Source organism: uncultured Hyphomicrobium sp., assembly GCF_902826555.1.
Lineage (GTDB): Bacteria > Pseudomonadota > Alphaproteobacteria > Rhizobiales > Hyphomicrobiaceae > Hyphomicrobium_C.
The window spans coordinates 13,615-37,965 of the sequence record NZ_CADEFI010000028.1; the positions used below are offsets into that span (position 1 = coordinate 13,615).

At 65.1% G+C, this 24,351-nt stretch carries 17 protein-coding genes; 12 read left to right on the forward strand and 5 right to left on the reverse strand.

What is annotated here, in order from left to right; translation table 11 throughout:
* Nucleotides 1–184: 184 nt before the first annotated feature.
* Nucleotides 185–1,909: a methyl-accepting chemotaxis protein gene (locus QZV93_RS12290; protein ID WP_295558832.1), complete on the reverse strand. Its 1,725-nt coding sequence runs from the start codon at nt 1,907–1,909 to the stop codon at nt 185–187.
* A gap of 321 nt (nt 1,910–2,230) precedes the next feature.
* Here QZV93_RS12290 and QZV93_RS12295 point away from each other — a divergent pair, with 321 nt between their 5' ends.
* The 3 genes from QZV93_RS12295 to QZV93_RS12305 all read left to right on the forward strand — a co-directional run bounded on the left by QZV93_RS12295 (nt 2,231) and on the right by QZV93_RS12305 (nt 5,654).
* On the forward strand, nt 2,231–2,920 hold the full coding sequence (locus QZV93_RS12295) for a hypothetical protein (RefSeq protein WP_295558833.1): 690 nt from the start codon (nt 2,231–2,233) through the stop codon (nt 2,918–2,920).
* A gap of 290 nt (nt 2,921–3,210) precedes the next feature.
* Nucleotides 3,211–4,665, forward strand: coding sequence for a YcjX family protein (locus QZV93_RS12300; RefSeq protein ID WP_295558834.1), 1,455 nt, complete (start codon nt 3,211–3,213; stop codon nt 4,663–4,665).
* Complete coding sequence (locus QZV93_RS12305; protein WP_295558835.1) at nt 4,662–5,654, forward strand: TIGR01620 family protein; 993 nt, start codon at nt 4,662–4,664, stop codon at nt 5,652–5,654. The genes QZV93_RS12300 and QZV93_RS12305 overlap by 4 nt, the downstream gene beginning before the upstream one ends.
* On the opposite strand, the gene mdoH is transcribed toward QZV93_RS12305, so the two are convergent.
* Together mdoH and QZV93_RS12315 are read right to left on the reverse strand one after the other, a co-directional pair.
* Nucleotides 5,651–7,645: a glucans biosynthesis glucosyltransferase MdoH gene (gene mdoH / locus QZV93_RS12310; RefSeq protein ID WP_295558836.1), complete on the reverse strand. Its 1,995-nt coding sequence runs from the start codon at nt 7,643–7,645 to the stop codon at nt 5,651–5,653. The two genes, QZV93_RS12305 and mdoH, sit on opposite strands and share 4 nt — an antisense overlap.
* Nucleotides 7,642–9,216, reverse strand: coding sequence for a glucan biosynthesis protein (locus QZV93_RS12315; RefSeq protein WP_295558837.1), 1,575 nt, complete (start codon nt 9,214–9,216; stop codon nt 7,642–7,644). Before QZV93_RS12315 ends, mdoH begins: the two co-directional genes overlap by 4 nt.
* 767 nt (nt 9,217–9,983) lie before the next feature.
* Between QZV93_RS12315 and QZV93_RS12320 the strand changes: the two genes are divergently transcribed.
* The 6 genes from QZV93_RS12320 to QZV93_RS12345 all read left to right on the forward strand — a co-directional run bounded on the left by QZV93_RS12320 (nt 9,984) and on the right by QZV93_RS12345 (nt 16,881).
* Nucleotides 9,984–11,207: a porin gene (locus QZV93_RS12320; protein ID WP_295558838.1), complete on the forward strand. Its 1,224-nt coding sequence runs from the start codon at nt 9,984–9,986 to the stop codon at nt 11,205–11,207.
* A gap of 580 nt (nt 11,208–11,787) precedes the next feature.
* Nucleotides 11,788–13,008, forward strand: a complete 1,221-nt coding sequence (locus tag QZV93_RS12325; RefSeq protein ID WP_295558839.1) for a porin — start codon at nt 11,788–11,790, stop codon at nt 13,006–13,008.
* 138 nt (nt 13,009–13,146) lie between these two features.
* Nucleotides 13,147–14,322 carry a VWA domain-containing protein gene (locus tag QZV93_RS12330; protein WP_295558840.1) on the forward strand — a complete coding sequence of 392 codons (1,176 nt, stop codon included), beginning with the start codon at nt 13,147–13,149 and terminating at the stop codon, nt 14,320–14,322.
* A gap of 283 nt (nt 14,323–14,605) precedes the next feature.
* On the forward strand, nt 14,606–15,034 hold the full coding sequence (locus tag QZV93_RS12335; RefSeq protein WP_295558841.1) for a hypothetical protein: 429 nt from the start codon (nt 14,606–14,608) through the stop codon (nt 15,032–15,034).
* Between the two features lie 54 nt (nt 15,035–15,088).
* Complete coding sequence (locus tag QZV93_RS12340; RefSeq protein WP_295558843.1) at nt 15,089–15,451, forward strand: ABC transporter permease; 363 nt, start codon at nt 15,089–15,091, stop codon at nt 15,449–15,451.
* A gap of 197 nt (nt 15,452–15,648) precedes the next feature.
* Nucleotides 15,649–16,881, forward strand: coding sequence for a GNAT family N-acetyltransferase (locus tag QZV93_RS12345; protein WP_295558844.1), 1,233 nt, complete (start codon nt 15,649–15,651; stop codon nt 16,879–16,881).
* Here the strand turns inward: QZV93_RS12345 and QZV93_RS12350 are convergent.
* Nucleotides 16,871–18,499: an FHA domain-containing protein gene (locus QZV93_RS12350; RefSeq protein ID WP_295558845.1), complete on the reverse strand. Its 1,629-nt coding sequence runs from the start codon at nt 18,497–18,499 to the stop codon at nt 16,871–16,873. The genes QZV93_RS12345 and QZV93_RS12350 overlap by 11 nt on opposite strands.
* A gap of 319 nt (nt 18,500–18,818) precedes the next feature.
* On the opposite strand from QZV93_RS12350, the gene QZV93_RS12355 reads away from it, so the two are divergent.
* From QZV93_RS12355 to QZV93_RS12365, 3 genes are all read left to right on the forward strand, one after another.
* Nucleotides 18,819–19,568, forward strand: a complete 750-nt coding sequence (locus QZV93_RS12355; protein WP_295558847.1) for a hypothetical protein — start codon at nt 18,819–18,821, stop codon at nt 19,566–19,568.
* A gap of 126 nt (nt 19,569–19,694) precedes the next feature.
* Nucleotides 19,695–21,110, forward strand: a complete 1,416-nt coding sequence (locus QZV93_RS12360) for a PDZ domain-containing protein (RefSeq protein WP_295558849.1) — start codon at nt 19,695–19,697, stop codon at nt 21,108–21,110.
* A 94-nt stretch (nt 21,111–21,204) separates the two neighbouring features.
* Nucleotides 21,205–23,016: an ABC-F family ATP-binding cassette domain-containing protein gene (locus tag QZV93_RS12365; RefSeq protein ID WP_295558851.1), complete on the forward strand. Its 1,812-nt coding sequence runs from the start codon at nt 21,205–21,207 to the stop codon at nt 23,014–23,016.
* Between the two features lie 13 nt (nt 23,017–23,029).
* Here the strand turns inward: QZV93_RS12365 and QZV93_RS12370 are convergent, their stop codons facing one another.
* Complete coding sequence (locus tag QZV93_RS12370; RefSeq protein WP_295558873.1) at nt 23,030–24,271, reverse strand: TIGR03862 family flavoprotein; 1,242 nt, start codon at nt 24,269–24,271, stop codon at nt 23,030–23,032.
* Nucleotides 24,272–24,351: the final 80 nt, after the last annotated feature.

Below are 24,351 nucleotides of genomic sequence, written 5' to 3' on the forward strand. Positions count from 1 at the left end.
GGCAGTAGGCAGCAGGCAGCAGGCAGCAGGCAGCAGGCAGCTAAGAAAACAGTTTTGGCCGGAGCGCGCAAAATCGTGCTCCGGCCTTTTCGTTGTCCGACGCATGGCGCAAATCCGCTCGCAGTGGAGACACCGCTCTCGTCCTAACCGGCGTTGCAAACGCCTAGGGCAATGAAACCCGCGATCAGGCGGCGGCGACTCCGGCGAGGAAGCTTTCAATGCGGGCGCTCAGCGCCTTGGTGCGGGCACTCACCTTGGCGCTCGTCTCGAGGACCTCGCGCGCGGAGTTGAAGGTCGTGGTCGCGGCCTCCGTCACGCCGGAGATGGTCTCGCTCACATGGCGCGTGTCGCCGGCGGCGTGATGCACGGAGACATTGATCTCGGAGGTGGCGGCCCCCTGCTCGGTCACCGCGGCTGCGATCGTGGTCGTGATGCTGTTCACCTGCCCCATGCGCTCGGCTATCTCGGCGATGGAGCTCACGGCCTGGTCGGTGGCGGATTGGATCTGCTCCACCTGCTTGGAGATGCTCTCGGTGGCCTGGGCCGTGCGCATGGCGAGGGTCTTGACCTCGGTGGCGACGACGGCGAAGCCACGCCCCGCCTCGCCTGCCCGCGCAGCCTCGATGGTAGCGTTGAGCGCCAAGAGATTGGTCTGGCCGGCGATCTCGCGAATGAGGGTCACCACCTCGCCGATCTGTTGCGCGGAGGACATCAGCTCGCTCATGCGGTCGTTGCTGGACATGGCCATGGCGCTCGTCGAGCTGACGTTGTTCAGGGCCTCGCTGATCTGATTGCTGATCTCGGTGATGGAGGCTGACAACTCCTCGGAGGCGGCGGCGACGGTCCCGACGTTGGCCGAGGCCTGATCGGACGCGGTCGCCACGAGCTGCGCCTTGTCGTTGGTGCCGGACGCAATGCCCTGCAAGGCTCCCGCCGTGCGTTCGAGGTCTGCCGCCATTACGGTCACGGCAGCGATCGTCTGCTCCGCATCGGCTTTGAAGCTCTCGATCAGGGTTTCGAGAGCCTTCTGGCGGGCCTCGCGCCGCTCGGCCTCACGGGCGCGCTCGGCTTCGAGCTTGGTTCTTTCGAGGGTGTTGTCGCGGAAAACGGAGACGGCGCGCGCCATCTCGCCGATCTCGTTGGTATAGGAGGTGTAGGGGATGTCGCTGTCCGAGTCGTTGCGCGCTAAGCGCGCCATGACGCCGGCGAGCGTCGGGATGGGGCGCGTCAGCATGCGCGACAAGGCGAGGCCCACCATCGTCATGACAACGAGCAGCACGCCCGAGACGAGTAGGATCTTCTTCTCGAGGGCGGCGGCAAGCTCGTAGGCGACCGATTGCCGGGCGCCGGCAAAGAGCAGGCCGATCACCTTGGAGGATTGGTCGACGATCGGGAAATAGATGGTGAAGTACGGCGTACCCAGGATGTCGGCCGCGCCGTTGTAGACTTGGCCGCTCTTCACGACCTTGTAGGCTGCGCTCTCCTTGCCGAGCCACGTGCCGATCGCACGCTTGCCGTCGGCCGTCTTGACCGTGGTGGAGGCGCGGATGAAGTCGTCCGTCTTCTCGTCATAGGCAAAGAGGGTGACCGGCTCGCCCGTCATGCGGGTCATGGAGTCGACCAGCCGGTGCTCCGTGTCGTCCGGCAGGGTCGTCACGACGATTTTCTCGACGGCGCCGGCGGGCGACCATTCCACGCGGGTTCCGGGATGCACGTTGGTCAGGAGCTCGGCGCCGATGCGGAGCGAGAGCTGCTGGTGCTCGATCGCCTTGCGCTCAGCGTCCGCATTCAATTGCAGATGCACGACCAGCATCAAGCAGGCCGTGGCAACGACGACGGCCATGATCGTAAGCAGAGAAATGAGCGTTTCCAGGCGAACGCGCTCGAACGCCATGTTTATCAGTTTCATCTGCTACCTTAATTGGATTACACAACCGCCTGACTTTGACGCATATTATTTGTCTTCGATGAATGATTTGTTTCGTTCGAAAAACAGATCTCTTCTTAATCAGCCGGTCATCTTTGCTGCGCTCCGCCGGGTTTGAGATCTCCTTCCAGAAAACGCCGTTTTGTTTTTCTCATTCCCATCGGCGCCGCACTCCAACGCGCAGATTTTCTTTCCGAGGCGCCGCGCTTGCTCCCGCGTAGCCGCAATGATGCCCAGGTGCTGTCGTCGGGTGGCGCCGATTTCAGAGAACGCCACTCAGGGGCTGCAGGTCGCAGGGTCATCATGTCAGGCATCCACACTCCGCCGCCGGCCAGCGGCTCGGATACGACTATTGCGGACGTCGGCGGACGCGGAGGGCTCATCGCGTCGGTGCTCTCGGCGGTCGCGCTCGGGTTCTCCGGGCTGTCGTTCTACGAAAGCGTGCTCAAGACGGCTTCCCTCGAGGTGTATGTGCCGCCCGTCATTCACTACGCGCGCGCCCAAGGAGGGGATGTCGAGTTGTTCGCCGTTCCGATCACCATCGTCAACTCGGGCGCCCGGACAGGAACCGCGCTCACCATGGAGCTCACGGTCGAAAACCTTCGGGCCGATGCTCCGGTCAAAACGAAGCGCTACTACAGCGCCTATATCGGCGAGCATTCACCCAAGGACGACGAGCCGAACAGGACGTTCGCGCCGTTGAGCCTCGCCGGTCGCGAAACGTTCTCGGATACGGTCCAATTCTATCCCGAGGGCAACCCTTTGCCGGCGCTGATCGACGATGCCGGCGATTTCCGCTTCACGCTCAAGCTTACGACCGCGCTGCCGGCGCACCCGGGATGGCTCGACGGGGTCCTGAGGAAGGATATCCCGGCCATCTCCTTCGATCGGACGCTGCCGTGGTTCTCGGAGCAGCAGCTGGGCATGCGGCGGATCACCATCCCCATGCACGAGAAGAACTGGAAGCCCACCACGGCGCCGGCCCCGCAGTAGCTGGCGACCGCGGGACATGAACGCTCGCTGACACCCCCTTTCAGGGGAGGTTCATTGGCCGAACAGTAATGATTTTCCCGTACCCTGCGGAGCATGCTGCCCGGCCGGGTCCGGAGTGAACCATGATCGAATTTCTGAAAAGCGCGGCGATCGTCCTCATGGGACTGACTGTCATCGGCGCCGGCGTGTTTGTCGCCTTCTACGGCTAGTCCGTCTTCGCAGACACGCCGCGCGTCTTGCGGCGAACGCGCGCGCCGCCTACGTAGGGAAGCCAATAGCGAGGTTTCCCTTTGGACGCGCGAGACCTTCCCCAATCCCTCACCGATACGTGGTCGAGCGCCAAGCACCGCCTCGCGGATTACCTGACGCCCTCGCTGCGCCTCGGCGTGACGGGCCTGGCGCGTGCCGGCAAGACCGTCTTCATCACCGCGCTGATCCGCAACCTGACGCAAGGCGGGCGCCTGCCGTTCTTTGCACCCTATGCCGAAGGACGCCTCATCTCGGCCGACCTCGAGCCTCAGCCCGACGACAACATTCCGCGGTTCGATTACGAGGCTCATGTCGCGGCGCTGGCGGCGGATCCGCCCGAATGGCCGGAGAGCACGCGACGCGTTTCGGAGTTGCGGGTCGCGTTGTCGTTCGTGCCGGAGCACCCGGTGCGGCGTGCGCTCGGCATCCGCAGGCTCAATCTCGACATCGTCGACTACCCAGGCGAGTGGCTGCTCGATCTCGCCATGCTCGGCCAGAGCTTTGCCGCCTGGTCGCGCGATGCGCTGGCTCGTGCCCGAAGCGCCGCCAACGGCACGGCTGCCGCCGACTGGCTCGCGTTCGCCGGCACCTTGGACGCGGCTCAACCCGAAGACGAGCAGACGGCGCTCGAGGGCGCGCGTCTCTTCACGGCCTATCTTCGTGCGGCGCGTGACGCCTCGAAGGTGGCGACGCTCGGACCGGGACGCTTTCTCATGCCCGGCGATCTCGAAGGCTCGCCGCTCCTCACCTTCTTTCCGCTCGATCTTGCCGACGATGCGCCGCCCCAGCGCGGCAGCCTCGCGGCCATGATGGCGCGGCGCTACGAGAGCTATCTCGCGCACGTCGTGCGGCCGTTCTTCCGCGAACACTTCAGCCGCCTCGACCGGCAGATCGTGCTCGTCGACGTGCTGGGCGCACTCAACGGCGGCGCGGATTCCGTGCTCGAGCTCGAACGGGCGCTGGCCGCGGTGCTCAGCGCATTCCGGCCCGGACCGTCGAGCTGGCTTCAGAGCCTGTTCGGGCAACGGCGCATCGACCGGCTTCTGTTCGCCGCGACCAAGGCCGACCACATCCACCACACCAGCCACGACCGGCTGGAGGCAATCCTGGCGCTGGTGACGGAACGGGCGGCATTGCGCGCGGGAGACGCCGGTGCGGAGGCGCGCGTCATGGCGCTGGCGGCGCTGCGCGCGACACGCGAAGCGCAAGCCCGCGACGGCAAGGCGATGCTGCCGTGCATCGTCGGCGTTCCGCTCCCCGGCGAGACCATCGGCGGGGAGCGCTTCGACGGCCGGAGGGAGGCCGCGATCTTTCCGGGCGACCTGCCAGAGGACGCGGCGGCCGCGCTCTCCGGGACGGTGCCCTTCACAGCTACTTTTCCCCGCTTCCGGCCGCCGCGGCTGCTTCCGGTGCAGCCTTCCGGCGAGATCCCGACCCCGCCGCACATTCGCCTCGACCGCGCGCTCGACTTCCTAATCGGAGATTGGCTGGCATGACGGACGCTCCTTCATCCGCCCCGCGGGGCCCGCGCGTGTTCGCGTCCGACGATCCGAAGATCGTCGACGACATGTCGCAAGGCGGCGACGACGATTTCACGCCCGGCGCATCGGACGGGCCGCTTGTGAATCCAAGCGCGAAGGGGGCAAGCATCGGCGGGGTCTTCATTTCCGCCGTGACCGGTCTCGTGGGACTGGCGCTGGCGGCAAGCTTTGCCGGCTTCGTGTCGACGGCGCTCGCGCGCGAGGACTGGATTGGCTGGACGGCGACCAGCCTCGCCATCGTCGCCGCTGTTACAGGCGCCGTCATCTTGCTCCGGGAGATCGTGGGGCTTTTCCGGCTCGCGCGGCTTGCGCGTCTCAAGCGGGATGCCGAGACGGCGCTTAGAACCAAGGACAAGTCTCTCGAACGCAAGACGGTGGCAGCTCTCGCCGAGACGCTCCGCGGCCGGCGCGACCTGGCGTGGAGCCTGGCGCGGTTGCGCGATCATGCGGGCGACGTGCGTGACCCCGGCGAACTTCTGCGCCTCGCCGACCGCGAGGTACTGGCGCCCCTCGACGCCGTCGCGCGGCGGCTGGTGCTGAAATCGGCCAAACGCGTATCGGTGGTGACGGCGATGAGCCCCATGGTGTGGGTGGCGATGCTCTACGTCGCGGCCGAGAACCTCCGGCTCCTGCGCGGACTGGCGACGCTCTACGGAGGCCGGCCCGGCGGTCTCGGCGCCTTCCGGATCGCACGCATGGTCGTGACGCACATCGTCGCCACCGGCGGCGTCGCCATGACGGACGACCTGGTGGGGCAATTTCTCGGGCAGGATCTGCTGCGCCGGCTCTCGCGCCGGCTCGGCGAAGGCGTGTTCAACGGCGCGCTCACCGCCCGCGTCGGCACGGCCGCTATCGAAGTGACGCGGCCGATCCCGTTCCTCGATGCAGAGCCGATCCGCGTCCGCGATCTGCTTCCGGAGCTCCTGCGGCGCGCGGGTCGCTAGGCGGCGACGCGCTCGGGGCGACGGCCCGCCTCGGCCGCATCGCCGGCAGCGGGTGCCGAGAGGCGCTCGCGCCAGATCTCGGTGTGGCGCAAGGCGCGCAGAACGATGGACGCAGGCGACCTGTCGATCGGTGTCGAGAGGACTGCCGACACGGCGGGGCCGGCCTCTTGCGCCGTGACCCAATTGATGAGACCCGAGAGCACAAGACCCAGCACCACCGGCGCCATCCAGACCAAGAGGCCCGGAGAGGTCTCCCAGCAGACGATGGTGACGACGACGCCCACGAGCATGTGGCTCCAGTGGAAGCGGATGGCGTCGGACAGCTCCAAGGTCGCGCCGTCGCGCCGCTGAGCCTTCCAGCCCGCGTCGCGGCCGAACAGGATCTGCAGGACCGAAGACGTCTGCGTCATCATCATGATCGGCGCGAGCAGCATCGAGAACACCGTCTCGGTGGCAACGCCCGCCACGGCACGCGGCAGGCCAAACACCTCTCTCGCACGGCGCGCCCGCTTCATTTCGAGCGCAAGACCCAGCGCCTTGGGCAGCAGGACGACCGCCATGGTGGCGAGGAACAACCGCATGGCGGCGCCGGGGTCGATGACGGGCCACACCGGGAACAGCGTCTTCGAGTCGGTGAAATAGCTCGGCAGGAGCTGCTGGCCCTGTAGGGCGAGGACGAGGCCGACAGCAAGGGAGCCCGCCCAGATGGCGGAGACGATATAGGACAAGGCGCCCATGAAGAGATGCAGGCGGCCCATGCCGGGAACGCCGGGCCGCGCCAGCAACGCGAGGTGCTGCAGATTACCCTGAGACCAGCGGCGATCACGCACGATGAGATCCGTCAGCGCCGGCGGCATGCTCTCGAACGAGCCCTCGATGGAGGGCGCCATGTGCACGCCCCAGCCGGCGCGCTGCAGCAGCATCGCCTCGACGAAATCGTGGCTCAAGATGTGACCACCGAAGGGCGGCGGTCCGGGAAGATTCGGCAGCCCCGCAGAACCCGCGAAAGCGGCCGTGCGGATGATGGCGTTGTGACCCCAGTAGTTGCCCTGGTCCTGGCCCCAGAACGCGATGCCGGCGGCGGCCGACGGGCCGTAGATGTTGGCCGCAAACTGCATCAGCTTCTGAAGGAGCGTCTTGCCGCCGATCAGCTTCGGCACGGTTTGGATCAAACCCGCCGATGGATTGGCCTCCATGGCGCGCGCCAAGCGGACCAGCGCCACACCCGACATGATGCTGTCGCCGTCGAAAATGACGAAGGTCTCGTAGGCGGCGCCGAAGCGCTCCACCCAGTCCTTGATATTGCCGGCCTTGCGGCCCGTGTTCTCGATGCGGCGGCGGTAGTAGATCCGGCTCTCTCCGGTCAGCTTGCGCGCCAGTGCGGCGTAAGCGGCCTCCTCGGCCGCGCCGGCGTCGGCGCCGCGCGTATCGGACAGCACGAAGATGTCGAAAGACCCCACCTTGCCGAGGGAGCCCAGTTCCTCGACGATGGCGGCGATGGTGCCGGAGATGGTCGCGGGATCCTCGTGATAGACGGGAAACAGGAGTGCGGTTCGCTGCGTCAGCGGGCCGTCGGCGGGCGGTACGTCAATGTTGTCGGCGTTCTCGCCGGCAAACAGCGGCAGGAAACCCAGCGCTGCCGAGAGCGTCCCCACCGAGATCCAGGCGAAGGTCATCGTCGACAGCACGAGAAACAGAAGCTGGATCGGCGTCATCTGCACGAAGGAGAGCACGCCGTAGAGCTCGTGCGCGAACGCCACGGTCATCAGGGCGGCGCCGAGGAAAACAGCGGTCCGTGGAATGCCCGGGCCGCGGCGGCGCGGCCAGATGCGTGCGGGACGCTCCGAGAAATCCTGCGCCGGCATGGCGAGCGGCGCCGCCGCCGGCAGCAGTGACGGGTCGCTCGCATCATGGAAGGTCGGAGACCGGGGCGCGGAATCCGGCGCAGCGGCTTTGTCCGCCGCACCGACAGAAGGGTCCTCGGCGATCATGCTTTGGTCCATCGATAGAGCCAGTTCTCTGAGATCAACTGGCCAGCCAGCTTCAGGCATAAACGCAACTCTACGAGCTCAGTTCCCGCCGCATTGAGCTCGAACTTGACGCGGTAGCCTTGCAGTTCCGGATGACGCTGCACACTGAGGTTCGATGTCGCTCCCGACGTCACGGCGAGTTCCGCCAAAGGAAGCTCGCGGGCTTCCCGAACGGCGGGACCGGCGAAATCGATCACGAATTGCGTCGAGTCAGGGTTCTTCGCCGCGCCAACCTGCGTCTTGACGACCCAGCTTCCCGACCACACGGCCGGGACCTCGTCGCCCCACGACATGCGATAGGCGTACCTGTATTTCTTGCCCGGCTGCAGCGGCTTCGAGGGCTTCCAATAGGCGACGATGTTGTCGTGGATCTCCTCGCTGATCGGAATCTCGATCAACTCGACGTAGCCGTCGCCCCAACTCGTCGAGGGTTCGATCCACACCGTGGGGCGCTTGTCATAGCGGGCTTCGATATCCTCGTAGCCGGCAAAGTTGCGATTGCGCTGAACGAAGCCGAAGCCCTTGAGGTCCTTGTCAACGAAGGCGCTCGTCTGAAGCATCTTCGGGTTCGAGAGCGGGCGCCACAGGCGCTCGCCGTGACCATTGATCACCGCGAGGCCTTCGCTGTTGTGGACCGCCGGACGGTAGTCGCGGTCGACGCGCCGTTGCGCGGGGCCGTAAAAGTACATGCTGGTGAGCGGCGCGATGCCGACGTGCGTCAGCTCGCGACGCGGGAAGAGGAGAGCATCGACCTCCATGTCGGTCGAGCGGCCGGGGCGGATGACGAAGCGGTAAGCGCCGGTGACGCTTTCGCTGTCGAGCAACCCGTGAATGACGATCTCGGTCGCCGCGGCACTCGGCTTCTCGATCCAGAATGCCCTGAAGAAGGGAAACTCCTCGCCGCCCGGGCGGGCCGTATTGATGGCGAGCGCACGCGCGGACAAGCCGTACTGCTGGCCGCGGCCAACCGCTTTAAAGTAGCTCGCACCCTGAAACGAAACGAAGTCGCTCAGGGCATCTGCCGTGTTGAGCAGGCCAGATACGCGGAACCCCGAAAACGCAAAGGGTGCCGCATCGGTCGCCTTCTCGATGGAAGGCCCGATGGAAAAGCTCGTGCTGTCGGCTTTCAGGCTGCGCGTCTTGCCGGCATCGACGATCCAGATCTCGACCGGCGTATCATAAAGCCAGCCCAACGCGAGCAGCTGCACCTCGTAGCCGAGATTCTCGCCACGCCAAACGGCGGCCTCGGGGCGAAAGCGAATATCGCGGTACTGCTCGGCGCTGAGGGCGCCGAACGGCTCCGGCAGCTCGACGCGCGGCCGCACGAACTCGCGCGCCGCCATCTCTTCGGCGAGCTTGCGGACATGATCAGCGGCAAATGTTTCGTCGGCCGGCGGGGTCGCGCTTTGCGCTGCTGCCTCCGAGAGGCCGAGCACGTGCTCTGCCAACGCCGCAACCAAGGCGTATGCGCCTGCGCCGATCAGAACCCTACGGCGATTTGGGCCACGGCCCATGCCAGGATCATCGTTCATCTGTGGTATTGTTCCGGAGACGTCGCTTCCGCCCTGCCGCGCAACCCGTGTCCGCGCCGGCTGACGCTCCTGCAGCGCCAATCCAGCAAGTTGCTCGGCTGCTCCCCCCGGGGCAAACCGGATTCCCAAGACACCAGGCTTCCACGTGCTGACCACGCAGATAAACTCCGATTGTGGCAACATTTATCGGCAATATCGCCACCTTGAAACGCAGGCATGCCGAGCGGGTGCACAACGGGAACGGCGAAGTTTGTTGCGTTGCAACATCGTATCCGAGCCGTTGAAAGGCCGCAAGGACCCGCTCCGCCATTATTTGGAGGTTCGGGATGCCCGGCGTGCGCCCATGCTGCATAAGTTATATGCACGCTCTATAAGTGATGTGCGGATGCATCGGTTGTGCGGCCGCTTATCCTCACCTCTCCCGTCAGGCCGGGCAGTTTTCCCATTTCAGTCAATATGCAGAGGCGCTCGGACCGTCGTGAAACCCGCCTGCAGCACATTTCACGCCCCTTTTACGGATTTTTAATTTTTTGTTTTTGTTCAATGAGTTATGCCCGGTGTCCAACTCGTTGCAATCACGCCACACGGGTGGGCAAATCCACCGAAAATGCGATGTTCTCCATTCCCTGGGCGACAGAGATCTGCGTAGTATCTCGGCCTGAGGCGGTGATTCGGACTGTCGTGCTGCCGCTGTCTTTCGAGCTTGTGTGCGCGTGGCGTTAAGGCGTCAAGCGCCCGTTTCGAAGTTAGTAGACGGGAGAAGGTAAATGAAAAAGCAAAGCCTATACGCACTGGCAGCAGCCGGCCTCCTCGCAGGTGGCATGTCTGTTACCAGCGCGTCCGCAGCGGACCTTGGGGGGAACTGCTGCGCTGATCTCGAGGAGCGCATTGCCGAGCTCGAGGCAACCACTGCTCGCAAGGGCAACCGTAAAGTCTCGCTCACGATCTCCGGCTGGGTTGCCGAGCAGGTCATGTGGTGGGATGACGGCGAAGAGAGCAACGTCTACGTCGGCGGTATCGGCACCACGATCGGCACGAACGTGAAGTTCACCGGTCAGGCCACCATCGTCCCCGGCTGGACCGCTGGCTACGTGATCCACATCGAAGCCGACGGCAGCGAGGGTCTGCTGGCTCAGGACGAGGACACGGACAACGGCAAGAGCGTTTACACGGGTTCGAACAACTACGTGCACACGCTGCAGTCCTACTGGTTCATCAAGAGCGAGAGCCTCGGCAAGCTGTCGGTTGGTCTGCAGTCGCAGGCTTCGGACAACACGGCCATCCTGGTTGACGGCTCGGGCTCGCTCATTCCTGCCAACTACGTGCAGTTCGATTGGGGCGCCTTCAACGTCGGCGCGTTCGCGACCTGCGCAGACTGCAACGGCGTGCCTCTGAACTCGGTTCGTTACGACACCCCGACCTTCGCCGGCTTCTCGGCTTCGGCCACCTGGGGTGAGGACGACTTCTGGGATGTGGCTCTCCGCTATGCGGGCGAGTTCGCTGGCTTCAAGCTGGCCGCCGCCGCCGCCTACTCGGAGTCGGATGACGACTGCAACGGAACCCGCGACTTCTCGGTCACCCCGTCTCTCTGCGCTGGCACCCAGGGCAGCAACGGTACCGACACGACGCAGTTCTTCCAGGTCGGCGCTTACGTGCAGCACGTTCCCACGGGTCTGTTCGTCTACGGCGCTTACGGCGACTTCGAGGAAGATCTCGCCGGCGGCGTGGAGAGCAACTTCTACTACGTGAAGGGCGGTCTGCGTCAGCGCTGGACCCCGCTCGGCCACACGGTTCTCTACGGTGAGTACGAGAACATGGACGGCGAGAGCGCCGGTACGAACCTCGACCTCTGGGGCGCAGGCGTCGTGCAGGAAATCGACAACGCTGCAATGTCTCTCTGGCTGACCTATCGCCACATCGAAGGTGACGACGATGCCGGCAACAGCGCAGAGTTCGACTACGTGAAGGCCGGCGCTCTCATCAACTTCTAATCGAAGTCGAGAGACCCGAACCAAACAGGAAGCCGCCCCTCGGGGCGGCTTCTTTGTTTTGTATAAGGCTGTGGATAAGCCCCTCTCCTGTTTCGGCGACGCTCGGGCCGGCGACTAACCGAGGCGCGACCGCTCGCGGCGCCAGACTCTCCTTTCTTTGCCTCCGGAACGGCCATCTTCCAGAGACGCTCCCGTGGGGGGTGTCATCGAATCGCTTTATGGATTTCGGCGTGCCGCCGTTCCGTGAACGGACCGGCATCGTGCAGGGCCGGCCGATATCCCCAGGCCATCCCCAGCTGCCCACAGCCGGGGTCCGGCCCGAGACTCCGCCGATCTCCCCGTGGATTCGGACTTTGAAGGCATATTCGTGGCGGCAGCGCCACAGTTGCCAATCCGTCGGGGTGAAAATGACATTGCTCGATTGTTGCGCAGGGGAGAATCGCAGAGTTTCACGCCTAGCGGCGGTTCCGAGGGAATCTTCGCGCCGTCAACATCGCAGAGCGCGGCCTAGTTTGCGTAACCGTACCGAGTGAGAGGCGTCCGCCATCTCGATTACCAACGCAGATTGGGAGAAGGTCTGATGAATAAATATAGCCTAAGCGCCCTGGCGGTGGCCGGCCTGCTCGCAGGTGGTCTCGCTACGAGCGCAAATGCAGCCGACCTTGGGGGTAACTGCTGCGCCGACCTCGAGGAGCGGATCGCCGAACTCGAAGCAACTACGGCTCGCAAGGGTAACCGCAAAGTCTCGCTGACGATCTCCGGCTGGGTAGCCGAGCAGGTCATGTGGTGGGATGACGGCGACGAGAGCAACGTCTACGTCGGCGGTATCGGCACCACGATCGGCACGAACGTGAAGTTCACCGGTCAGGCCACCATCGTTCCCGGCTGGACCGCTGGCTACGTGATCCACATCGAAGCAGACGGCAGCGAAAACCTGCTGTCGCTGAATGCTGACACGGACAACGGCAAGAGCGTCTACACGGGCACGAACAACTACGTGCACACGCTGCAGTCCTACTGGTTCATCAAGAGCGACCATTGGGGCAAGGTCGGCGTCGGCCTTCAGTCGCAGGCTTCGGACAACACGGCCATCCTGGTCGACGGTTCGGGCTCGCTCATTCCGGCCAACTACGTGCAGTTCGATTGGGGCGGCTTCGGCATCGGTGCGTTCGCAACTTGCGCGGACTGCAACGGCGTGCCTCTGAACTCGGTCCGTTACGACACCCCGACCTTCGCCGGTTTCTCGGCTTCGGCCACCTGGGGTGAAGATGACTTCTGGGATGTGGCTCTCCGCTATGCTGGTGAGCTGCACGGCTTCAAGGTCGCCTTCGCAACCGCGTACAGCGAATCCGATGACAACTGCAACGGAACCCGCGACTTCACGGTCGTTCCGTCTGCCTGCGCCGGCACTCAGGGTAGCGATGGAACGAATTCGACCGAGTTCTTCCAGATCGGCGGCTACGCTCAGCACATTGGCACGGGCCTGTTCCTCTACGCAGCCTACGGCGACTTCAATGAAGACGGCGCCGGCGGCACGGAGAGCGACTTCTTCTACATTAAGGGCGGTCTCCGTCGTAACCTGAACCATCTTGGCGCCACCGTGTTCTACGGTGAGTACGAGAACATGGACGGTGACACGGCCGGTACCGAACTCGACCTCTGGGGCCTCGGTGTTGTCCAGGAAGTCGACGCCGCTGCCATGTCTCTCTGGCTGACCTATCGCCACATCGAGGGTGACGACGATGCCGGCAACAGCGCAGAGTTCGACTACGTGAAGGCCGGCGCTCTCATCAACTTCTAATCGAAGTCGAGAGACCCGAACCAAACAGGAAGCCGCCCCTCGGGGCGGCTTCTTTGTTTTGTGTGCGGCTGCCGGTGCGGCGCGGCGCTGCCCGTCTTCCCCCTCCCCCAAATGTGGGCGGCGGGGTAGTATCCGGTGATGTTTGCCACTTTCTTCAAGGAGCTTCGGGACGCCAAGGTCCCGGTTACGCTCAAGGAATACCTCACGCTGCTGCAAGCGCTCGACGCGAACGTCGTGGGCCGCCGCGTGGAGGACTTCTATTATCTTTCACGCGCCGCGCTGGTGAAGGATGAGCGTTATATCGATCGCTTCGACCGCGTCTTCGGGCATGTCTTCAAAGGGCTCGACCTGATGAGCGAAGCCGCCACCGCCGAGATCCCGGAGGAGTGGCTGAGGGCCGTATCGCAGCTCTATCTCAGCGAGGAGGAGAAGGCGAAGATCGAAGCACTCGGCGGATGGGAAAAGATCATGGAGATGCTCGCCAAGCGTCTCGCCGAGCAGCAGGAGCGTCACCAGGGCGGCAACAAGTGGATCGGCACGGGCGGCACCTCGCCGTTTGGGGCCTACGGCTACAATCCGGCCGGCGTGCGTATCGGGCAGAAAGAAAGCCGTCACCGGCGCGCGATCAAAGTGTGGGACAAGCGCGAGTTCAAGGATCTCGCAGGCGACGTCGAACTCGGCGTTCGCAACATCAAGCTGGCGCTGCGCCGCCTCAGGCGTTTCGCCCGCGAAGGCGCGGCGGAAGAGCTCGATCTGGATCAGACCGTGCGCGGCACAGCGCGCAAGGGTTATCTCGATCTCACGCTGCGCCCCGTCCGGCGCAATGCCGTCAAAGTGCTGATGTTCTTCGACGTCGGCGGCTCGATGGACTGGCATGTGCGCACGGCCGAGGAGCTGTTCTCAGCAGCACGCAGCGAATTCAAGCATCTCGAATACTACTACTTCCACAACTGTCTCTATGAGGGCGTGTGGCGCGACAATGCGCGGCGCTTTAGCGAGACGATACCGACCTGGCAGGTCCTCAATACCTATCCGGCCGACTACAAAGTGATTTTCATCGGCGATGCGTCGATGAGCCCCTACGAGATCACGCATATCGGCGGCGCGGTCGAGCACATGAACGAGGAAGCGGGCGCCACGTGGCTGCAGCGCGTGGCAAGCATCTATACGCATGCGGTGTGGCTCAACCCGGTGCCGGAGGCACACTGGGGCTACACGCCGTCTATCGGCCTCATCCGCCGCCTGATGGAAGGGCGCATGTATCCGATGACGCTCGCCGGGCTCGATAGCGCCATCCGCGAGCTGATGCGCTGAGTGGGCATCAAGTTTACCGAGTTGTATACAATGGGGCGCAAGTGCCGTGAGTTGCTCACAGAGTCGGGTTTGCTCGGATTGACCTGACCTCAAAAAGGGCGCAAACCTGCGCTGATTTCGGGCAACTTGAGGATCACCTATGCAGCGCCCTGTCCTCCCCGTCCTTATGCTCGTCCTCGGCCTCGCCGGTTGCTCCTCAAGCAACGGCGTGTCGACGTCCTCTATCCTCGGAAACGCTCCGACGCCACCTCCCGGAGCGGCCCAGGCCGGGGCTGCGGTTCCCGTGGCGCCAGCATCGACTCCGACGGACCGCGCGTTCTTTGTCGGCAGCGTTTCGGCGCGTGCCGCCAAGTGCGGCTATAATTTCGATCCTGCCAAGCTCAAGGCCTCCTACATGGCCAACGAGATGGGGCGCGGCACCGATACTTCGCAAATCGAGAAGATCTATAACGTCGCCTACAACGGCGTGATGAAGGCTGCGGTCGAAGATCCCAACTATTGCTCGGACCGCAAGACGCAAGCCATCAAGACCGACCTCAACCGTCTGCTGGCCGGCGATTTCGAGCCGCCTCAGAAAGCTATGGTCGCACAGAAGGCCGAGGATGAAGGCGGATTCTTCGACGACTTCTTCAGCGGCAGCTCGAACGACTCCGGACCTTCATTCGGATCGGGCGACTGGTGGGAGAGCCAGGCCGAAAAGGCCGGTAAGTAGTCGCTCTCGGCGCAGCCGCATTTCGTAACCCCTCAATCTCGCGACGCCAGTCCCGTGGATCAGCTTCTCTGGCTCGAAACGCTTCTCAAGCTCGTCAGCGGCTTTGCGCTGGCCGTCGCTCCTCTCACAACCCTCCGCATCCTCGGACTGCCGTCCAGCGCGAGCGGATTCTGGCCGCGCCTGCTCGGTGCGGTGCTGATCGGCATCGGCGGCGCGACCTTCATCGAAGGCGCCTGGGAGGGATCGCGAGGCCTCGGGCTTGCGGGGCTGATCATTATCAACCTCACGGCTGCGGCCGCCGTGGCGCTCTCCGCATCGTTCGGAGGCGGCGCGATGACGCGGCGCGGAACGTTTGCGCTTTGGTCGCTCGTGGTGCTTTTGTTCGTGCTCGCTTTGGTCGAAATCGCGCACGCCTGACGGGATGGCGGTCGTGGCCTGCTCGCCCCTGTTGGATGCGACGGGACCTGACAAATCGTTATCCTTTTTGTGGGACTATTGGCCATTCGTCCGAGATCCCATTTTCGGACGGCGCTTAGCCTTGCTTTTAGAGATCGCCCCCCATGTTCCTGCCCGCGCGTAACGTCGAGCGCCAAAATTCGGTGCCTACGGAGGCTATGGCCAAGCTGCGCGCACTGCGCGACAGTCTCCCGCTTGGTGCGGCGGCTCAGCGAGCGAAGCTCGACCTGGTCACGACACGCGCCGGTTTCGATGCGCTCGAAGAGCCGTGGAACGATCTTTTTGCGCGCGCGGGCCGCGATACTCAGCTGTTCCAGTCCTTCAACTGGCTTTGGCATTGGGCCAATCACTTTCTTCCTGTTTCCGGAGAAGCCGGCCCCGAGCTCGCAATCGTCACGGCGCATGTCGACGAGCGACTGGTGATGGTATGGCCGCTGGTCCTTGAACGCGGTCGCGGCTTGAACCGCCTGACCTGGATGGGCGAACCCGTCAGCCAATACGGTGACGTCCTGATCGACGATCTGCCGGATGCACTCGACCTTCTGCGCGCGGCGTGGGGGTTCGTGACGCGCCACACGAACGCGAATGTCGTGCAAATGCGCAAAGTGCGCGCCGACGCCGCCATCGCTCCACTGCTTCCCGAAATGGGAGCGGTGATGACCGCGGAACTCAAGGCTCCCTATCTCGATCTTGCCAGCGCTCCCTCATTCGACGAATACGAGAAGCGCTATTCCGGCAGCGCCCGGCGCAACCGCAAGCGGCAGCGGCGCCGTCTCGAGGAGCGCGGCGCAACCGCCGTCTCCTGGCATACACACGGCACGGAGGCCGCAGCGCTCGTCGCCGACACGTTCCGGCTCAAGCGGGCCTGGCTCCTCCAACGCGGCATCGTCTCTCCGGCGCTCACCGACCCCAGGACGGAGCGCTTTTTCGCCGACGCGACGCGGGCGGAGACGCATCCCGCCGGTTGCCATGTCATAAAGCTTTGCAGCGACGGGCGTCCGGTCGCGGTCGAGATCGGCGTGCGCTGCAAGGGCCGCTCGGCGATCCACATCATCGCCTATGATCTCGACTTCGAGAAGACAGCGGCGGGTGCACTCCTCATGGAGGACAGCATCCGCAACGCGTGCGAAGCCGGCATGGCGTCGTTCGACCTTTTGGCACCCGGCGACGGCTACAAGCTCGAGTGGGCGGACAACGCGATCGTCGTCTGCGATTGGGCGGCGCCCATCTCGTTGCGCGGGCGCATCTACGCTACCGTCTATCTAGGTATCATCAGAACGGCGCTGAAGCGAGGCGTCGAAGCGATGCCGGTCGGAGCCCGCCGCCGGCTGATGAGCATGCTCGATTTCTGGAACAAGCCGAAGGCGCCGTCGGAGCCCGTCAGCCCGTAAGACGCGAAAGGCGCAGGGTCGCGAGCCCAAATGCGATTTCGTGCCCCGTATCGCTGAGCGTGACCGCGCGCGCGCCGATGCTTTCGCCGTCGAGGCGCGTTCCGTTCATGGAGCCCATATCGCGCAGCATCAGCGCTTCTCCCGGATTGAACATGAGCTGGGCGTGCAGCGACGACACGCTGCTGTCATCGATGACGTAGTCGGCCCGGTTCGGATCGCGCCCGAACGTCCACGTGGCAGGGACATCACGGCCGGAGGCCGGATGGGCGGCGGGACGGAGCTCGAACTGCAGCGCCCGGCCCGACGGATCGAAACCGGACAACATCCAGCCGCTGCCCGCGCCGGCGGCAGCAGCCGCCGATGCGGCAGGCGTCTTCTCGCGCACAATCGTGAACTCGAGCGCACCCAAGCGCAGCAACGTACCGGGAGAGGCCTCCGCCTCCGTGATGCGTCCGCCGTTGAGATAGGTCCCGTTCGATGAGCCGAGATCGGTGATGCGAATGCGCTGGCCGGCACGGTCGAAGGCGAGCCGTGCGTGCACCTTGGAGACCGTATCGCTCACGACGGTGATGTCGGCGCCCGGGCCGCGGCCGATGGTGGCCGGGCGGCCGGTGTCGTCAAGATGGATCGTGGTTCCGCCCGCCACCGGCCTCAGTGACAGTGTTGCGGGCGATCCGGCATCCAGGACTGCCTGAGCTCGCTGCTGGCCCTTGCCCTTTGCGCCCGCCGCTTTTGGAGCCGCGAGTTCGGCCAGCGCCTTCGGCACGGCATTTCGCAGCCAGGACGGCGCGCGGTTCGTCCGCAGCATAAAGGCCGCCGCTGCGAGCGCCAACGCGGCCGTGAGGCCCACAGCCAACGGCACGAAGCTCGACCCCCCGCCTCCGGTACATGGACGCGCCGTCGAGTCATAGGCGATCTGGACTGCGCGCAGGAAGCGTCCGACTTCGGCCGCGTGGACGGAGAAAAACAGGCCCTGCGAGTTCAATCCCTGGAGGGTATTCACGCCGACAACCACACCACAGGCGTCGAACAGCGGCCCGCCGCTGTTGCCTGGGTTAATCGCCGCGTTGTGCTGCACGGTGCGCACGCTCAGCGTCTGGCTCTCGCTGACCTTGAGGTTGGTGAAGGTCATGCGCGAGACGACGCCGCTGGTGACGGTGGAGTCGAGGTCCGTCAGGGGCACTCCCTGCGCATCGGCCCCGGGCACCAGATCCTTGTTGAGGTTGGCGGCGCCAGGAAATCCGATCGCCACCACGTCGGTCAGTTTGTCGGGCTCATACTCGCCGAGCTTCAGCGCCTCACCCGGCAGATCCTCGCGCGCTTCAAGGAGGGCGAGGTCGACGTTGGGGCGGCTGTCGACGCGCCGCGCCTCGACCAGCTTGGCCTCGCGCCCGCTGCGGAAGGCGACGTAGAAGCGCGCTCCTCCCTCGATGACGTGGAAGTTTGTCACCACGTAACGGCGCCCCGAGACCAGGAAGCCCGTACCGGAGGAGACGCTGTACTGGTCGTTTTTTTGCGGGATGAACGTGTAGATCTTGTAGACGGACGGCTCGACGCGGCCGGCGTCGAAGGCATAGGACGCCAGGGAGGACAGGCTCGCAATCAAAACGGCGGCCAACAGTGCCGTTGACCGCCTGTAAAGGCCCCAGAACATGCCTCGGTTGAAAAACGGCATAGAGACCCGGCGAACGTCACCCTCTCGGGCGATTCCTAGCGCAACGGACGATTGGCATCCAGACGGTTTCGGCACTGCAGCGGGTTGGAGCTACAGCGAAATCGGTTCCGGCGCCGCGTTGACTGTACCCTCAGATTCCCTCTCCCGGGCCAAAGCCAGTTCGGTTATCCTCCGCCCGGATCCAAAGACTATCCCCCGGGGCCAAATGTTCCGGAAACGCCAGGGCAAACCCGTTTCTGGACGCACTCCAGGGAGCCGAGATATGCTGACTCGCATTCTTTGTGTCTTTCTCGCGGCCTCAGTGGCCGTGACCAGCCTGCCGCCTCCGGCCGATGCTCAGTTCGGCATCCGCAGAACCTTCAAAAAAGTGGTCCGGGCGCCCGCCCGTGTCCTGCCCGGCGTGGCGGCGCCCGTCATCGGCGGAGCGATCCTGTTCGGCGGACCCTTCCGCTCCGCCTTCGGCGTGGTGGCGGCAGTGGCCATCGGCGTCGTAATCTTCGAGCATCTGTCGCGCCACGAGCGCCGTGAAGTCGCGCGCCGCGCCAAGGAGGTGGTCGCCAAAGACCCCGAGCAGCGCGTCTCCGATACCTACACGTCGAAGGACGGCAAGAAGCAGGTGACGATTGTCGCCGAGCCAACGCAGAAAGCGTCCGACCTCAAGAATGACCCGGCGATCCTGGTGGCAGCCGACACGGTCGTCGCGCCCGACGCCGGTAAAGGCGCTGTCCCGCCAAGCGGCCTCGCCGCCGATTCCTCCAAGGCGACCGACGCGGCGCCGCCAGCTGCTCCGCCGACGGACTCCAAGCAGGCTGCGCCGCCCGCCGCCAAGCCCGTCGTGGACGAGGAAGTGGTGCGCATCAGCGAGATCCCGCCCGATACCCAGTGCCGCAAGGTGACGACCGAGCTCGAACTTCGCAAGAAGAAGGGGCAGGAAACGCCCGACGAGAAGAACAGCAATACGGCGATCTTCTGCCAGACGGCGCCAGGCGAATGGAAACCGGCTTCGACCTAAGACAAGCGCGCTTCACGGACACGAGCGAGGGGCGGAGTTACGGCCGCCCCTCGCTTTTCGGCACGTTGCCCTCGGCGTCCCCCAGCGGTAGATTCTCGTGACGACGCAATCCACCCGGGCTGACCGATGAGCCGTCTTTGCATCCGGACCCTGTCGACGGCTGCCCTCTCGCTGCTCATCGCGACGGGCGCAGCCGCGGGTCTTGCGCGTGCCGACGATGCGGAGGAGACCGACGAGCGGGATATCATCCGCCTCCTGCCGCCCGGAAAAGGACTACCGGATACCGCCGGGCCCTCGACACCAGACCTTCCCTTTCCGCCTTCCGGCGGCGGCGTGGTGCCGGGACATGGGCTCAGCCTGAAAGGCCAGACGATCCAGGTTCCGATCCAGTTCCAACCGTGGCCAGGCAAGGAAAAGCTTGCCTACGTGGGGATCCGGCTCGACGGCGTGCACGATCCGGCCCTTGCGTCCGCACTGGGGCTCAGCAACGAGGCCGGCGTTTTCGTCGTGGACACGACTCCCGGTGCGCCGGCCGCACAGGCGGGGCTGCGTTTCGGCGACTTCGTGACGGCGCTCGACGGCACGCCGCTCGCCGAGACTTCGGATTTCGTCGAGGCCGTAAAGACCCGCGCACCCGGCACGCAGGGGACGCTCACGGTCTGGCGCGTCGGCGACGACGGCACGGGGTACCTGCAGGCGCTTCGCGAAATCGCCGATCGCGGCAGCACGCCGGCCATGATGTTTCTGGCGCGTCTCTACACGAACGGGACGGGCGTGAAGACCGACGCAGCGGAGGCCGTGTCCTGGTACAAGAAGGCCGCGCTCGCGGGGAGCACAAACGGCATGCTTCTCTACGGCGATGCTCTGGCCGCCGGCCGAGGCACCGTGACGGACATGACGGAAGCCCAGCGCTGGATTCGCAAGTCGGCGGAGGCGGGGAACGTCGCGGCGCTGTTCCGGCTCGGGCGCATGTATCGCGACGGCGAAGGCATGATCAAAGATCCGCTGGAAGCCGTGAACATGTTCAAGAAGGCGGCGGAGGCCAACTATACGCCGGCGATGGTAGCGGTCGGCCTGATGTTCGAAGGCGGCGGCGGGCTGGAAGCCGACCATCACCAGTCCGTGCAATGGTACAAGAAGGCAGCGGACGCAGGCGATGCAGAGGGCATGGCCGCGCTCGGCACCATGTATTCGACGGGTCGCGGCGTGGAACGCAACCCGGCGACCGCTGCGGCGTGGTACATCGAGGCCGCGAAACGCGGGCAGCTGCTCGCCATCCACAATCTCGCTTACCACTACGACAAAGGGATCGGCGTGGCCAAGGACCCGCAACTGGCGGCGGGCTACATCTATCAAGCCCTCGAACGACGCTATCAATTCACCTACCAGCAGATGCTCCAGAACAACCGGGCCTGGAGCCGCGAGTTCCGCAAGGCGCTGCAACAGCGTCTTGCCCAGGGCGGTTTCTATTCGGGCACCGTGGACGGCAGCTTCGGCCGCACCACGTATGACGCCATCAACGCCATGGTGCAGGCGCAATAGCCCCTAACTCCCGACCCTGGAAGGGTGAGTGGACGCTGGCCTTCGGATCCCGAAAGCCTGTATAGACGCGCAGAACATGCGCTTCCGGAGTTCCATGGCCCCTCCCCTGATCCAGCTCACCGATATCGCGCTGACGTTCGGCGGCACGAGCCTGCTCGACGGCGTCGATCTCGCGGTCGGAGCGGGCGAACGCATCTGCCTCGTCGGCCGCAACGGCTCGGGTAAATCGACCCTTCTACGTATTGCCGCCGGCCTGATCGAGCCGGATCGCGGCAGCCGCTTCGTGCAGCCGGGCGCGCTCGTGCGCTACCTGCCGCAGGAGCCCGATCTCACGGCTTACGCGACGACGCGCGCCTATGTGGAAGCCGGGCTCGCCGCGAGCGACGATCCGCACCGGGCACAGCACCTTTTGGAGGATCTCGGCCTCGACGGGATGGAAGATCCAGCGAACCTTTCCGGCGGCGAGGCCCGGCGCGCTGCCCTCGCTCACGTGCTCGCACCCGAGCCGCAGATCCTTTTGCTCGACGAGCCGACCAACCATCTCGATCTGCCGACCATCGAATGGCTGGAAGGGCGGCTTCGGCAATCGCGGGCGGCGCTGGTCATCATCAGCCACGACCGGCGCTTCCTCGAGAAGCTGTCGCGCACGACGGTGTGGCTCGACCGCGGGCAGGCACGACGCGTCGAACTGCCGTTCTCGGGCTTCGAGGACTGGCGCGACCAGCAGCTCGCCGAGGAGGAGGTGCAGCAGCACAAAATCGATCGCAAGATCGTGGCCGAGGAGCACTGGGTGCACGGTGGCGTGACCGGGCGGCGCAAGCGCAACGTGCGGCGAATGGCGGAACTCAGGAAGCTCAGGCAGCAGCGGCGCGACTATCGTGCGGTGCAGGGCAAGGCGACGCTGACCGTCGCTGAGGCCGAAACGTCGAGCAGCCTGGTCATCGAGGCCAAGGGCCTCGCGAAGTCGTTCGGGGCGCAGCCGATCGTGCGCGATCTTTCGCTGAGGCTCATGCGCGGCGACCGGCTCGGCGTCGTGGGGCCGAACGGGTCAGGTAAAACGACGCTGGTCTCGCTGCTGACCGGAGCGCTGCAAGCGGATGCGGGAGAGATACGGCGCGGCGCGAGCGTCGAGATGGCGTCTCTCGATCAGGGCCGCGAGAGCCTCGATCCGACATGGACGCTTTCGGAAGCCTTGACGCGCGGGCGCGGCGACACCGTGACGATCGGCGGGGAGAAGAAGCATGTCGTCGCCTACATGAAGGACTTCCTGTTCGCTCCCGAGCAACGGCTGACGCCGATCGGCGCGCTTTCCGGCGGTGAGCGCGGACGGCTGATGCTGGCACGGGCGCTGGCGAATCCGTCGAACCTTCTGGTGCTCGACGAGCCGACCAACGACCTCGATCTCGAAACGCTCGACGTGCTGGAAGACGTGCTCTCCGATTACAAGGGCACCGTGATCCTGATCAGCCACGACCGCGATTTTCTGGACCGGGTGGTGACGAGCGTGATCGTGCCCGAGGGCGACGGGCGGTGGACCGAGTATGCGGGCGGCTATCAGGATATGCTGGCGCAGCGCGGCGAGGAGCTCAAGCGGCGCGAGGCGGGCGCGAAGCCGGCGCCGGAGCCGAAGAAGGCCGCAGCCGAGGCACCGGCGGCCGCGGCTGGAAAACGGCGGCTCTCGTTCAAGGACAAGCATGCCCTCGAGACGCTGCCGGGCGAAATCGCGGCGCTCGAAGCCAAGCAAAAGGATCTGTCGCGCCTGCTCGAGGCGCCGGATCTCTATGCCCGCGACCGCGCTCGCTTCACCGAGCTTTCGAATGCACTCGCCAACCTGCAGGCCAAGCTCGCGGCGGCGGAGGAGCGCTGGCTGGAGCTGGAGCTGCTCCGGAGCGAGATCGAGGGCTGAGTAGGCAGTAGGGTCAAATTTGCGAGCGGCGTGCAAGGTAGGAAAGCGCGCCATTGGCAGCGGCGCGTCCGGTGGCGAATGAGGCCTGCAGAAGATAGCCGCCTGTCGGCGCCTCCCAATCCAGCATCTCGCCGGCGACGAACGTGCCGGGCCGTGCGCGCAGCATGTACGTCTCGTCGATTGCGTCGAACGACACGCCACCGGCAGTCGAGATGGCGCGCTCGATCGGCATCAACCCCGTGACCTCGACCGGAACGGATTTTATGAGGCGTGCCACGGCATCTGCCGGCATTGCGGCAAGGGGCGTCGCCGCCTTGTGCGCCGCCTCCTGCAGCAAGCCAAGTGCGGGCGCATCGAGGTGCAAAGCCTTGCGCAGGTAGGTGGCGAGCGATTGCTTGCCGCGTGGCCTCGCCAAACGGGCGACTAGATCGCTTTCGGAGGCGTCCGGGCGCAAGTCGATGGCAAGCCCTGCTCGTCCGTTTGTCGCGATGGCGTTGCGGATGAGTGGCGTGAGCGCGTAGACCGCGCCGCCTTCGATCCCTTCCGCCGTAATCATCGCCTCACCGCGCGCGCTTTCATCTCCAATTGCGAGCGCGATCCGCTTCAGTGGCGCACCGGCAAAGCGCGTGCGAAATATCTCACTCCACTGGACGCGCACCCCGCAGTTGGAGGGCGCGAGCGGCGCCACCTCGATGCCTGCGCCTTCGAAGGGTGCGACCCAACTCGCGTCCGATCCGAGCCGTGGCCAGCTCGCGCCGCCGAGCGCCAGCACCGCGCAGGCGGCGTCGATGGTGATCTCTCCCGCCGATGCCTCGAACACCAGCTGGTTTTTGGCATTCCACCCGGTCCAGCGATGCCCCAGCCGGACCTCCACGCCGAGCGCCGCCAAACGTTGCATCCACGCCCTCAGCAACGGAGAGGTCTTCATGGCCCGCGGAAACACGCGACCGCTGGTTCCGACGAACGTTTCCTGACCCAGCGCTTCGCACCATGCGCGAAGATCCGCTGGCGGAAAGGCCTCGATGGCCGCGCGCAGATGGGGGGCTGCTCCGCGGTAGCGGGAGATAAAATTCTCGATCGGCTCGCTGTGCGTGAGATTGAGGCCTCCTCGCCCGGCGAGCAGCAGCTTGCGCGCCAGGCGCGGCATGCGCTCGAACAGCACGACGCCGACACCGGCTCGAGCCAGCGTCTCGGCAGCCATCAGGCCGGCGGGGCCGCCTCCGACGACGGCGGCAATGTCAGGAAGACGTTGCAGAGGGGACCTTTATAGGACGTGCACGGCGCAAGCGTTCATCTCCGATTAATGGGCGATCCCGCAAAGAGCAACCGTGTCGC

Bases quoted from the DNA above. Each gene is read 5' to 3' on its own strand.
- QZV93_RS12365 (WP_295558851.1), top strand. From the start codon at position 21,205: ATGGCCCCTCCCCTGATCCAGCTCACCGATATCGCGCTGACGTTCGGC.
- QZV93_RS12355 (WP_295558847.1), top strand. From the start codon at position 18,819: ATGCTGACTCGCATTCTTTGTGTCTTTCTCGCGGCCTCAGTGGCCGTG.
- QZV93_RS12290 (WP_295558832.1), bottom strand. From the start codon at position 1,909: ATGAAACTGATAAACATGGCGTTCGAGCGCGTTCGCCTGGAAACGCTC.
- mdoH (WP_295558836.1), bottom strand. From the start codon at position 7,645: ATGATCGCCGAGGACCCTTCTGTCGGTGCGGCGGACAAAGCCGCTGCG.
- QZV93_RS12315 (WP_295558837.1), bottom strand. From the start codon at position 9,216: ATGAACGATGATCCTGGCATGGGCCGTGGCCCAAATCGCCGTAGGGTT.
- QZV93_RS12295 (WP_295558833.1), top strand. From the start codon at position 2,231: ATGTCAGGCATCCACACTCCGCCGCCGGCCAGCGGCTCGGATACGACT.
- QZV93_RS12330 (WP_295558840.1), top strand. From the start codon at position 13,147: ATGTTTGCCACTTTCTTCAAGGAGCTTCGGGACGCCAAGGTCCCGGTT.
- QZV93_RS12325 (WP_295558839.1), top strand. From the start codon at position 11,788: ATGAATAAATATAGCCTAAGCGCCCTGGCGGTGGCCGGCCTGCTCGCA.
- QZV93_RS12360 (WP_295558849.1), top strand. From the start codon at position 19,695: ATGAGCCGTCTTTGCATCCGGACCCTGTCGACGGCTGCCCTCTCGCTG.
- QZV93_RS12320 (WP_295558838.1), top strand. From the start codon at position 9,984: ATGAAAAAGCAAAGCCTATACGCACTGGCAGCAGCCGGCCTCCTCGCA.
- QZV93_RS12305 (WP_295558835.1), top strand. From the start codon at position 4,662: ATGACGGACGCTCCTTCATCCGCCCCGCGGGGCCCGCGCGTGTTCGCG.
- QZV93_RS12345 (WP_295558844.1), top strand. From the start codon at position 15,649: ATGGCCAAGCTGCGCGCACTGCGCGACAGTCTCCCGCTTGGTGCGGCG.